An 11,684-nucleotide genomic window follows, 5' to 3' on the forward strand; every position below is an offset into this window, starting at 1 on the left:
GCGGAGCCGTTTCCCGGCCGTGTCCCATATGTTTCCGCTGTGTTACGGGTCACTCCAGCGGCCGTTCCGGTCATCGCCCGGAGCCGGGTCGGGGCTCGCGGAGGGACCGGATAGCGTAGGGGCATGAGCGGTGGCAAGGGCGGTCCGCGCTGGACGCAGACGTGGCTCGGCGGCGTGCGGTCGGCGGGCGTCGACCTCGGCAGGCCGGGCGCGCGGATCGGTTTCCCGGAGAGCGGCAGCGGCGCCGTCGCGTCCTACGGGCGGCGGCTCGTCGCGCTGTTCGTCGACTGGGGCCTGTCGATGCTGGTGGCGAGCCTGCTGGCGCGCCCCCTCGGCTGGGACCCGGCCGAGCGCAGCACCTGGACCCTGGTCGTCTTCGCCGTCCAGGCGTGGCTGCTGACGGCGTTCCTCGGCGTGACGATCGGCAAGCGGCTGTGCGGCATCCGCGTCGCCCGGCTGGACGGGCGCCCGGTCGGCCTCGGCTGGGCCCTCGCCCGGACGTTCCTGCTCGTCCTCGTCATCCCCGCGCTGATCTGGGACCGGGACTACCGCGGCCTGCACGACCGCGCCAGCAACACCGCCGTCGTCAACCTCTAGCGCCGAGAACGCGAAGAACGCGAAGAAAAGGCGCCCCTCGACCCGAGAGGCGCCTCTCCTGAGCGTCCTGCGCGCGCGTCAGCGCATCTTGGGCTTCGGGCCCTTGGGCATCTTCGCGCCCTTGGGGATCGGCCCCTTCGGCATCTGCATCGACCTCGGCAGCGCCTGCAGCCGGTCGTTCAGATCGGAGACCTGCGCCTTCGTGAGGTTGCGCGGCAGCTTCATCAGGTGGCGCTGCAGCTTGTCGACGGGGATCTGGCCCTCGTCCGTCCCGACCTGCACGTCGTAGATCGGGACCTGCTGCGCGGCGCGGGAGATGCGCTTCTTCTCCGCGCCGAGGAGCTGGCCGACGCGTCCGCGCGGGCCCTCCGACACGAGCACCACCCCGGGACGCCCCACCGCGCGGTGCACCATGTCGAGGTTGCGGTTGCCGCTGACGGCCTCGGTCACCGTCCAGTTGCCGCGCATGTTCTTCAAGATCGCGGCGGCCGCGCCCGGCTGCCCGGCGATCACCTTGTACTGCGCCCGCTGCGCCAGCTGGCCGAACACGATCATGCCGACGGCGGCGGCCGCGAGGATCCCGAGCGGGATGAAGAACCACAGCTGGCCGAGCAGCAGCCCGATGAGGACGACGACGACCAGCGTCCCGACCGCGGAGGCGAACACGATCGGCAGGGCCTTCGGGTCGGCCTGCCGCAGCACCTGCGCGACCATGCGGATCTGCTTGAGGCGGCCCGGACGCTCCTGGGCCCCGTCCGTCGGCGTTTTAGACATGAGTCCCAGGATAGTCCGGACGGGCCCCCGTCCCGACAGCCCCCGGCGCGACCCGGGCTAGCCCCGGGCCTCGACGGCCTGCCGGTAGAGGCGCCCGGCGCGGTAGCTGGACCGCACCAGCGGCCCGGACATGACGCCCGCGAAGCCGATCTCCTCCGCCTCGGCGGACAGCTCCACGAACTCCTCCGGCTTCACCCACCGCTCGACCGGGTGGTGGCGCGGGCTCGGCCGCAGGTACTGCGTGATCGTGATCAGCTCGCAGCCCGCCTCGTGCAGGTCGCGCAGCGCCTGCGAGACCTCCTCGCGGGTCTCGCCCATGCCGAGGATCAGGTTGGACTTCGTGACGAGGCCGTCCTCGCGGGCGCGGGTGATGACCTCAAGGGAGCGCTCGTAGCGGAACCCGGGCCGGATCCGCCTGAAGATCCGCGGGACGGTCTCCACGTTGTGCGCCAGCACCTCCGGCCGGGACGAGAACACCTCGGCGAGCTGCTCGGGCACGGCGTTGAAGTCGGGGATCAGCAGCTCGACGCCGCAGCCGGGGACGGCGTCGTGGATCCGCCGGACGGTCTCGGCGTACAGCCAGGCGCCGCCGTCGTCCAGGTCGTCGCGGGCGACGCCGGTGACGGTCGCGTACTTCAGGCCCATCGTGGCGACGGACTCGGCGACGCGGCGCGGCTCGTCCCGGTCCAGCTCGGCGGGCTTGCCGGTGTCGATCTGGCAGAAGTCGCAGCGCCGGGTGCACTGGTCGCCGCCGATGAGGAACGTGGCCTCGCGGTCTTCCCAGCATTCGAAGATGTTGGGACAGCCCGCCTCCTGGCAGACCGTGTGCAGGCCCTCGGACTTCACGAGGCCGACGAGCTCGCGGTACTGGGGGCCCATCTTCAGCCGTGTCTTGATCCACTCGGGCTTGCGCTCGATCGGGGTCTGGCTGTTGCGGGCCTCGACCCGCAGCAGCCTGCGGCCGTCTGGTGTCACCGTCGTCACCCGTTCAGGGTACGTCGCGGTCTCCGCCGCCGGCACACCGGGCCGTCGCCCGCCCCGTCCCGTCCGGCGCCCATTCGCCCAGGGTGGGGCTCAAAGCCGTCTCGGAGCGATATCGAACGTATGACGGTACCCCGTCCGGTTCACAGATTCGCGTGTTTCGGTCATCTCCCACAGTGGATCTCTCTAGGGTGACTCCCTGTCGTCACGCAAGCAGCGTTCAGCAGCAGGAGGACCAGTGGGTCTGGCAATGTCGTACCTCAGGGTGCCGCCGGTGCTGGAGGGGGAGCCTGAACCCGGCCGGATCGCCCGGCACATCTTCGGCGCCGCGGACTGGCGCCGGCGCGGCGCGGGCGCGCTGTTCGAGCTCGGCTGGGCGTGGCAGGCGATGCACTACCTCGTCACCGGCGACCCGTGGGACGGGCGGCAGCCCGAGGCGGACGTCGTGTGCGGCGGCCGGCTCCTCACCGAGGACGGCGCCGACGAGCTGGGCATGGACGTGATCTTCCTCGCCCCGGACCGGGTGAAGCCCGCCGCCGACCACCTGGCCGCGACGCCGTTCGGCGAGCTCGCCGCCCGGTTCGACCCGGCGGCGATGGACCGGGCGGGCGTCCAGGACGCGCGCCGCCTCGACGGCGCCGCCCGCGACCGGGTCTTCAAGCCCGCCTACCGGGGCCTGGCCGACTTCTTCGCGGCCGCCGCCACCGAGGGCCAGGCCGTCTACAAGGTGATGGCGCCCGAAGCGCGCTGACAAGGCGTGCCGACGGAGCGCGCCGACGGGGCGCGCCCCGCGCTCAGGCCGGGGCCGCGACGGCTTCGAGCTGCGCCGTGGTGCGGTGCAGCGTGCCGTCCGCGCCGAGCACGGCGGCCAGGTGCCGCTCCACCAGCGGGACGATCTCGGCGACGGTCACGTCCCGGCCGAGCTCGCGGCTGAGGTTCGTGGAGCCGACGTCCCGGATCCCGCAGGGGACGATCCTGTCGAACCAGCCCATGTCGTTGTCGCAGTTCAGCATGAACCCGTGCATCGTGACGCCGCGCGACACCCGCACCCCGATCGAGCCGATCTTGCGGTCGGGCGAGCCGGACACCCACAGCCCGCTGCGCCCCTCGACCGTGACGGTCTCCAGGCCGAGGTCGGTGCAGACGTCCATCATCATCCGCTCCAGCAGCCGGACGTAGCCGACGACGTCCACCGGGTCGGGCAGCCGCAGGATCGGGTAGCCGGTGAGCTGCCCCGGGCCGTGCCAGGTGATCTTGCCGCCGCGGTCGACGTCGATGACGGGCGCGCCGGGGTCGCCCAGCGGCCGGTCCAGGGCGGCGGTGCGCTTGCCCGCCGTGTACACCGGGAGGTGCTCCAGCAGGAGGACGGTGTCGGGGATCGCGTCGTCCGCCCGCAGCGCGTGCGTGCGTCTCTGCAGCTCCCACCCGTCCTCGTAGGGGACGGCGGCGTCGCCGAACCCCGCGTGCACCACCACCAGCTCGCGTACGTCCACATCGCTCACATGAGCCAGCTTAAGCCTTGCGCCTTACAGCGAGGCGAGCAGGCGGGGCTCCAGGCGGGACTCCTTCGCGGTGCCGGGGCCGTCCGGCTCGACGCGGTAGGCGCCCGCGTCCTTGCGGTAGGACACGGCCTGGACGAACTCCGTCCCGACGTAGTGCAGCGCGACGCCCTCGTCGGCCGCGTAGCCGCCGGGGAGCGTCCCCTCGCCGACGAGCTGCTGGAGCAGCGGGCGCCGCTGCGGCTCGCTGTCGTAGTGGACGCCGCACGAGTACGGCAGGAACGCGAGGCCGTCGGTCAGCGGGCGCAGCTCGGGCCCGAACGAGTCGGTGGTGCCGCCCGCGTGCCAGCACAGCGCGCCCGCGCTCTGCCCGGACAGCACCACGCCCTCCTGCCACGCCTCGCGCATGATCTCGTCCAGCCCGTGCAGCCGCCACAGGGCGAGCAGGTTGGCGACGCTGCCGCCGGACACGTGCACGAGGTCCTGGTTGAGGAGGTGCGCCCGGACGTCCGGGACGTTCGGCATCGGGAACAGCGCGAGATGGCTGACCTCGGCGTCCAGCGAGGAGAACCCGGCGTAGAGGCGGGCGACGTACTCGGCGCCGTCGCCGACCGCCGTGGTCACGAAGCAGACGCGCGGCCTGTCCTGGCCGGTGAGGTCGAACGCGTAGCGGATCAGCGGGCTCGGGGTGAGCCCGTCCCGGCCGTCCGGGACGAAGCCGCCCCCGCCGATCGCGAGGATGTGCGGCTGGCCGTCGGTGCTCATTCATCCTCCTCGTGGGCGGATCTGTCTCATTGTCACCGTATGGCCACGGAACGGAGCCGGGCCGTACTTTGACGATTCTTGGGACTCGGGCGACGACTCGCGGGACCGCTCACAGGACGGCGCGCAGGGCCGAGCCGACGTCCTCGTGGGCGAACCGGAACCCGGCGTCGCGCAGCCGGCGCGGCAGCACCCGCTGGCTGACCAGCGGGCCCTCGTCGGCGAAGCCGAGCAGCGCGGCCCGCAGCGCCGCCTTCGGGACGGGCAGCCGCGCGGGCCTGCGCAGGGCGGCGGCGAGCGTCCGGGTGTACTCCTCGTTGGTGACGGGGTTCGGCGCGGTCAGGTTGACGGGCCCGTCGATCTCGGCGTCGATGAGGAAGCGCAGCGCGGCGACCTGGTCGGGCAGGGAGATCCAGCTCAGCCACTGGCGGCCGTCGCCGAGCCGCCCGCCGAGGCCGATCCGGAACAGCGGGAGCGTCCGGCCGAGGTAGCCGCCCTCGCGGGCCAGCACGACGCCCGTCCGCGGGTGGACGACCCGGACGCCCGCGCCGCGCGCGGGCGCGGCCGCCGCCTCCCAGTCGCGGACGAGCGCGGCGAGGAACCCCTGCCCGGCGGGGGAGTCCTCGTCCGCCTCGCGGCCGCCGGTGTCGCCGTAGTACCCGATCGCGGAGCCGCAGACGAGCACGGGCGGCGGGCGGCTCGCCGCCGCGATCGCCGCGGCGATGGTGCGGGTGCCGTCGAGCCGGCTGTCCCTGATCTTGCGCTTGTAGGCCCCCGTCCAGGGGCGGTCGCCCACTCCGGCGCCCGCGAGGTGGACCACGGCGTCCGCGTCCTCCAGGGCCGCCGCCTCCACGCAGCCGTCGGCGGGCGACCAGCGCGCCTCGTCCGGCCGGGTCGGCTCGCGCCGGATCAGCCGGACGACCTCGTGCCCGTCGGCGCGCAGCGACCGCGCCAGCGCCGAGCCGAGCAGACCCGACGAGCCCGTGATGGTGACCCTCATGCGCCTAGCCTAGGCGGACGCCCGCCGGCGGCAGATGAGAATCTCAGCCCGTGCCCGGCCGGGGACGGCGCGGCCCCGCCCGCGCGGACGCGGACGGGGCCGGACGCCGGGGCGCCCCCGGAGGCGCCGGGGGACGTCAGAGGCCGAGCTCGGCCTCGAAGTTGCCCTCCTCCAGGCGGTGCTTGATCGTGCCGAGGAAGCGGGCCGCGTCCGCGCCGTCGATCAGGCGGTGGTCGTAGGTCAGCGCCAGGTACACCATCGACCGGACGGCGATGACCTCGCCGAGGTCCGGGTCGTCGATGACGGCGGGGCGCTTCACGACCGCGCCGGTGCCGAGCATCCCGACCTGCGGCTGGTTCAGGATCGGGGTGTCGAACAGCGCGCCGCGGCTGCCGGTGTTGGTCAGCGTGAACGTGCCGCCCGCGAGCTCGTCCGGGCTCACCTTGTTGGTGCGGGTGCGCTCGGCGATGTCGGCGATCCGCTGCGCGAGGCCGCCGAGGTTGAGCTGCCCGGCGTTGTGCACGACGGGGACCATCAGGCCGCGCTCGGGGACGTCCACCGCGATGGAGAGGTTCTCCACCTCGTGGTAGGTGACCTCGTTCGTCTCGGCGTTGATGACCGCGTTCAGCTTCGGGTGCGCCTTGAGGGCCTCGACGGTCGCCAGCGCGAAGAACGGCAGGAAGGACAGCTTGACGCCCTCGCGAGCCTCGAAGTCGTCCTTGGCCTGCCGCCGCAGCCGCGCGATCTTGGTGATGTCGGCCTCGACGACGGTGGTGAGCTGCGCCGACACCTGCAGCGACTCCACCATGCGGCGGGCGATCGTCTGCCGCATCCGGGACATCTTCTCGGTCCGGCCGCGGAGCGCGAGCTGCTCGGCCGGGGCCCCGGCGGGCGCGGGGGCGGCGTGCCGCCCGACCGGCGCCTGCGGCGCGGCCTGCGCCGGAGCCGGGGCGGCCGGGGCGGCGGCGGGCGCGGCGGCCCGCTGCCGGGCGGCCTCCTCGGCGGCGCGGGCCGCCTCAAGGACGTCCTGCTTGCGGATCCGCCCGCCGACGCCGGTGCCCTTCACCGACGCCAGGTCGACGTTGTGCTCGGCGGCGAGCTTGCGCACCAGCGGCGTGACGTACGGGCCGTCGCCGGACGGCGCCTCCGGCTGCGCGGGCGCGGCGGGCTGCCGGGCCGCGGGCGCCGGCTCGGGCGCCGCGGGCGGCTGCGCCTGCTGCGGGGCCGGCTGCGGGGCCTGCTGGGCCGCGGCGGGCGCCGGGGACGGCGGCGCGGGCGGCTGCTGCTGCGCGGGCGGCGGCCACGCGGCGGGCGGCGGGCCCTGCGGCGCCTCCTGGCGCGGCGCGGCGGCCTGCTCCCGCTGCGCGGGCGCCTCCTGCTGCGCGGGCGCCTGCTGCTCCTCGGCGGCCGGGGCGCCGCCGCCGGACGGCGCCTCGCCCTCGTCGCCGATGACGGCCAGCTCCGCGCCGACCTCGACGGTCTCGTCCTCGGCGACGGTGATGCTGGTCAGGATGCCCGAGGCGGGGGAGGGGATCTCGGTGTCGACCTTGTCGGTCGACACTTCGAGGAGCGGCTCGTCGGTCTCGACGCGCTCGCCCTCCTTCTTGAGCCAGCGGGTGACGGTGCCCTCGGTGACGCTCTCGCCGAGCTGGGGCATGGTGACGGAGACCGGCATGTCTCAGCGACTCCTTCGAGATACTTGGCGGCTTGTCAGCCGTGTACGTGCAGTGGTTTGCCGGCGAGGGCGAGATGCGCCTCGCCGACCGCCTCGGACTGGGTCGGGTGGGGGTGGATGAGCTGCGCGACCTCGCCGGGCAGCGCCTCCCAGTTGTAGATGAGCTGCCCCTCGGCGATCAGCTCGCCGACGCGCGCCCCGACCATGTGCAGGCCGAGGACGGGGCCGTCCACGGCCGCGATCACCTTGACCTCGCCCTGCGTCCCCAGGATCTTGCTCTTGGGGTTGCCCGCGAGGTCGTAGGTGAACTCCTTGATCTCGTACCCGCGTTCGCGGGCCGTGGCCGACGTGATGCCGACCGAGGCCACCTCGGGGTCGGAGTAGGTGATCCGGGGGACGCCGTCGTAGTCGATCGGGGCCGGGCCGAGCCCGGCGAGCCGCTCGGCGACGAGGATCCCCTCGGCGAAGCCGACGTGCGCGAGCTGCGGCGACGGGATCAGGTCGCCGACGGCGGAGATCGTGGGGACGCTCGTCCGGCAGTACTCGTCGACCTTGACGAACCCGCGCTCGGTCTCGACGCCGGCCTCGGCGAGGCCGATGCCGTCGGAGACCGGTCCGCGCCCGACCGCGACGAGCAGCAGCTCGGCGTCGATGTTCGTGCCGCCTTCGAGGGTGACCGAGACGCCGCCCTGCGTCGGCTTGGCGCCCTCGAAGCGGGTCCCGACCTCGAACTTGATGCCGCGCTTGCGGAACGCGCGCTCCAGCCGCTTGGAGCTGGACTCCTCCTCCAGCGGCAGCAGGTGCGGCAGCGCCTCGACGATCGTGACGTCCGCGCCGAACGAGCGCCACACGCTGGCGAACTCGACGCCGATCACGCCGCCGCCGAGGATCACCACCGAGCCGGGGACGCGGTCGAGCCGCAGCGCGTGGTCGCTGGAGATGACGCGCTCGCCGTCGATCTCCAGGCCGGGCAGCGTCTTCGGCTGCGAGCCGGTGCCGAGGACGATGTGCGCGCCCTCCAGCGTGCGGGCCTGCCCGTCGGCGGTGACGACCTCGACCGTGGTCGGGCCGGTGAGCCGCCCGGTGCCGTGCACGACCTCGATGCCCCGGCTCTTGATCAGCCCGGTGAGGCCCTTGACGGTCGTGGAGACGACCTTGTCCTTGTAGGCGTTGACGCCCGCCACGTCGATGCCCTCGAAGGTCGCCTTCACCCCGAACTTGGCGGCCTCGCGGGACTGGTCGGCGATCTCGGCCGCGTGCAGCAGCGCCTTGGTCGGGATGCAGCCGCGGTTGAGGCAGGTGCCGCCGAGGGACTCGTCCCGCTCGATCAGCGCGACGGACTTGCCGAGCTCGGCGGCGCGCAGCGCGCACGCGTATCCGCCGCTGCCGGCTCCCAGGACGACGATGTCGAAGGGGCCGCTGTTGGCCACTGGACGCTCCCTTTCCCCGGTAGTGGCGCCGCGTGGGTCGAGGCGCCATGGGCGCGGCGGGGCGCGCCGGTCCGGGCCCCCGCCGCCATGAGAAAATCTATTCTGCTCTCCGTCCGCGCCGGAGGGCGGCCCCCCGCGGAATTCCGGTCCGTCCTTTTCGGCGCGGCGTCTCGGGTGCGTCCCGGCCGGGCTAGAGGACGCCTTCGGCGAGGTCCTCGGCGATGGCGACGAGCGTGCGGGCGGCGGCTCCGGTGCCGCCCTTCGGGGTGTAGCCGTAGGGCTCGCCCTTGTTGAAGGCCGGGCCCGCGATGTCGAGGTGGACCCACCGGACGCCGTCCGGCACGAACTCCTTCAGGAACGTCCCGGCGACGAGCATGCCGCCCCAGCGCTCGCCGCTCATGTTGGCGATGTCGGCGACCGCGGAGTCGAGGCCCTTGCGCAGCTCGGCGGGCAGCGGCATCCCCCAGGCGGCCTCCCCGGCCCGGCCCGCCGCCGCGACGACCTTCTCGCGGACGTCGTCGTCGTTCGCCATCACGCCCGCGGTGCGGGTGCCGAGCGCGACGAGCTGCGCGCCGGTGAGGGTCGCGACGTCGACGAGCAGGTCGGGGGAGTCCTCGCCGGCGCGGACGATGGCGTCGGCCATGACGAGCCGCCCCTCGGCGTCGGTGTTGAGGACCTCGACGGTCTTGCCGCCGTAGATGCGCAGCACGTCGGAGGGGCGCTGCGCGGTGCCGCTCGGCATGTTCTCGGCGATCGCGAGGTAGCCGACGACGTCGACCTTCGGCGCGAGCCGCGCGATGGCGGCGAGCGCGCCGAGCACCGCGGCGGCGCCGCCCATGTCGGACTTCATCCAGTCCATGGAGTCGGCGGGCTTGAGCGACAGGCCGCCGGAGTCGAACGTGATGCCCTTGCCGACCAGGGCGAGCGTCTTCGTCGCCTCCGGGTGGGAGTAGGCGAGCCGGACGAGCCGCGGCGGGTTGACCGAGCCCTGCCCGACGCCCACGATGCCGCCGTAGCCGCCTTCGACGAGGGCCTTCTCGTCCAGCACCTCGATGGACAGCCCGGTCTCCCCGGCGACGCGCTCGGCCTCCCCGGCGAGGTCCTCGGGGGACAGGTGGGACGGCGGCGTGTTGACGAGGTCGCGGACGAGCTTGATGGAATCGGCGAGCACCCGGGCCCGCTCGACGGCGTCCTCGGCGCCGGCCGCGGACGCGCCGGGACCGGCGAGGCGGATCTCCTCGACCGGGCTCTTGTGCTTGTCGCCGGTGCGGAAGGCGTCGAAGGAGTATGCGCCGAGCAGCGCGCCGAGCGCGGCGGCGGCCACGTCGTCGGCGGAGCCCGCGGGCAGCGCGACGGCGACCCGGGCGGTGCCCGCGAGCGCGCGGACGGCGGCGCCCGCGGCGCGGCGGACGTCCTCGGCGGACGGGTCCTCGCCCAGCCCGACGGCGACGATCAACCCGGCGGCGACGGCGCCCAGCGCGGGCAGCTTCGTGACCTCGCCGGGCTTGCCGGCGGCGCCGAGCGCGGTGAGGGCCTCGGCGAGGCGTCCGTCCAGCGCGGCGTCGAGGTCGGCGGCGCCCGCGGCCGGCGCGGCCCCGGGCCCGTCCGGGGCGACCCCGATCACGATCGCGTCGACGTCAATGCTGGCTAGGGATGCGCCGTCAAGGCTGATGCTCGTCACGTAGCACGATGTTAGTCCTCCCGTTGACCGGTTTCGCCCTTTTGGATCAAGCATTGCCCGTCCTGGACGCGGGGTACGGCAAGGGGTGCCGAAGGCCCCTCCGGAGGGTCGGCGGCCGGTGCGGCGGCGCCGCGGGGGTGGCGGAACGGCCGGGCGGCCGCGTCCCGCCGCAGGTCGCGCGGGGTGCCGCGGACGTTTCCCCTGGCGGAGCGCGTGCTCTATTCACCTATTCCGATGGATTTAGTAGGTTAACGCCGTGACCAGGACGAACTCCGCCGCCGGGCGGCTCACGCTGGCGGACGCGCGGCGGCTGCGCGCGGACCGCGCCCGGCAGGTCGCGGACGTGCTCCGCCGCCAGGTTCTGGACGGCCGGTTCGAGGGCGGCGCGCTGCCCGCCGAGGCCGCGCTCGTCCGCGAGTTCGGCACGTCCCGCAACACCGTCCGGGACGCGCTGGACCTGCTGCGCGCCGAGGGCCTCGTCGAGCGGTGCCCCGGCGTCGGCACGCTCGCCGTCGCCGCGAAGTACCCGCACGGGCTGGAGCGGCTGCTCGGCCTCGCCGAGACGCTGCGCGAGCACGGCGAGGTCGAGAACGAGGTCCGCACGACGGGGCTGATCACGCCGTCGACGGAGATCTCGGCCCGGCTGCGGACGCCGCCGCGCGAGCCGGTCGTCTACATCGAGCGGATCCGGCGGCTGAACGGGCTGCCCCTCTCGCTCGACCTCACCTACATCGCGCGGGACCTCGGGGAACCGCTGCTGGGCGAGGACCTCGCGCGCAACGACATCTTCGTCCTGCTCGAACGGATCGCCGGGCAGCGCCTCGGGCGGGCCCAGGTCACGCTGGAGGCCGTCAACGCCGACCCGCACTCGGCCGCGACCCTGGACGCCCCGCGCGGCGCGGCCCTGCTGATGCTCGAACGGCTCACCCACCTCGCGGACGGCCGCCCCGTCGACCTGGAGTTCATCCGGTTCCGCGGCGACCGCATCGCGATGAGCGGCACCCTGCGCCGCCCCTTCCCTGACGCGCCCCCTTCCTGACTGGAGCACCCCATGTCCCTGGTGGAGCACCGCGCCGACGTCCCGGTGACGGTGGACGAGGCCCTCTGCATCGACGGCTGCACGCTGTGCATCGACGTCTGCCCGCTGGACGCGCTGGCCGTCCACCCGGAGACCGGCAAGGCGTACATGCACGTCGACGAGTGCTGGTACTGCGGCCCGTGCGCGGACCGCTGTCCCACCGGAGCCGTGACCGTGAACATGCCGTACCTCCTGCGCTGAAGGACG

At 74.0% G+C, this 11,684-nt stretch carries 12 protein-coding genes; 4 read left to right on the top strand and 8 right to left on the bottom strand.

Annotated features, from left to right (window positions below):
* Positions 1-123 precede the first annotated feature (123 nt).
* The gene (locus tag ACH01S_RS02495) at positions 124-597 is read left to right on the top strand and encodes an RDD family protein (RefSeq protein WP_067884845.1); all 474 of its coding nucleotides are present in this window, start codon (positions 124-126) and stop codon (positions 595-597) included.
* A 78-nt stretch (positions 598-675) separates the two neighbouring features.
* On the opposite strand, the gene ACH01S_RS02500 is transcribed toward ACH01S_RS02495, so the two are convergent.
* Together ACH01S_RS02500 and lipA are read right to left on the bottom strand one after the other, a co-directional pair.
* On the bottom strand, positions 676-1,371 hold the full coding sequence (locus ACH01S_RS02500) for a DUF4191 domain-containing protein (RefSeq protein WP_067884847.1): 696 nt from the start codon (positions 1,369-1,371) through the stop codon (positions 676-678).
* A gap of 57 nt (positions 1,372-1,428) precedes the next feature.
* A complete protein-coding gene (gene lipA / locus ACH01S_RS02505) occupies positions 1,429-2,355 on the bottom strand; it encodes a lipoyl synthase (RefSeq protein WP_067885264.1) in 927 nt (308 codons plus the stop codon).
* A gap of 235 nt (positions 2,356-2,590) precedes the next feature.
* On the opposite strand from lipA, the gene ACH01S_RS02510 reads away from it, so the two are divergent.
* Positions 2,591-3,103 carry a DUF1877 family protein gene (locus tag ACH01S_RS02510; protein WP_067884849.1) on the top strand — a complete coding sequence of 171 codons (513 nt, stop codon included), beginning with the start codon at positions 2,591-2,593 and terminating at the stop codon, positions 3,101-3,103.
* Positions 3,104-3,146: 43 nt separating this feature from the next.
* Here the strand turns inward: ACH01S_RS02510 and lipB are convergent, their stop codons facing one another.
* The 6 genes from lipB to ACH01S_RS02540 all read right to left on the bottom strand — a co-directional run bounded on the left by lipB (position 3,147) and on the right by ACH01S_RS02540 (position 10,453).
* Positions 3,147-3,854, bottom strand: coding sequence for a lipoyl(octanoyl) transferase LipB (gene lipB, locus ACH01S_RS02515; protein ID WP_246236936.1), 708 nt, complete (start codon positions 3,852-3,854; stop codon positions 3,147-3,149).
* A 24-nt stretch (positions 3,855-3,878) separates the two neighbouring features.
* Complete coding sequence (locus tag ACH01S_RS02520) at positions 3,879-4,616, bottom strand: Type 1 glutamine amidotransferase-like domain-containing protein (protein WP_067884851.1); 738 nt, start codon at positions 4,614-4,616, stop codon at positions 3,879-3,881.
* Between the two features lie 109 nt (positions 4,617-4,725).
* Positions 4,726-5,613 carry a TIGR01777 family oxidoreductase gene (locus ACH01S_RS02525; RefSeq protein WP_067884853.1) on the bottom strand — a complete coding sequence of 296 codons (888 nt, stop codon included), beginning with the start codon at positions 5,611-5,613 and terminating at the stop codon, positions 4,726-4,728.
* Positions 5,614-5,749: 136 nt separating this feature from the next.
* Positions 5,750-7,288, bottom strand: a complete 1,539-nt coding sequence (sucB, locus tag ACH01S_RS02530; RefSeq protein ID WP_067884855.1) for a 2-oxoglutarate dehydrogenase, E2 component, dihydrolipoamide succinyltransferase — start codon at positions 7,286-7,288, stop codon at positions 5,750-5,752.
* Between the two features lie 35 nt (positions 7,289-7,323).
* Positions 7,324-8,718, bottom strand: coding sequence for a dihydrolipoyl dehydrogenase (gene lpdA, locus ACH01S_RS02535; RefSeq protein ID WP_067884858.1), 1,395 nt, complete (start codon positions 8,716-8,718; stop codon positions 7,324-7,326).
* A 190-nt stretch (positions 8,719-8,908) separates the two neighbouring features.
* Positions 8,909-10,453, bottom strand: a complete 1,545-nt coding sequence (locus ACH01S_RS02540; RefSeq protein ID WP_067884859.1) for a leucyl aminopeptidase — start codon at positions 10,451-10,453, stop codon at positions 8,909-8,911.
* Positions 10,454-10,655: 202 nt separating this feature from the next.
* On the opposite strand from ACH01S_RS02540, the gene ACH01S_RS02545 reads away from it, so the two are divergent.
* Entirely contained in the window at positions 10,656-11,438 is a 783-nt protein-coding gene (locus ACH01S_RS02545) for a GntR family transcriptional regulator (protein WP_067884861.1), read from the top strand.
* A gap of 12 nt (positions 11,439-11,450) precedes the next feature.
* A complete protein-coding gene (locus ACH01S_RS02550) occupies positions 11,451-11,678 on the top strand; it encodes a 4Fe-4S dicluster domain-containing protein (protein ID WP_067884863.1) in 228 nt (75 codons plus the stop codon).
* Positions 11,679-11,684: the final 6 nt, after the last annotated feature.

Source organism: Actinomadura chibensis NBRC 106107 (genome assembly GCF_001552135.1).
Taxonomy (GTDB): Bacteria; Actinomycetota; Actinomycetes; order Streptosporangiales; family Streptosporangiaceae; genus Spirillospora; species Spirillospora chibensis.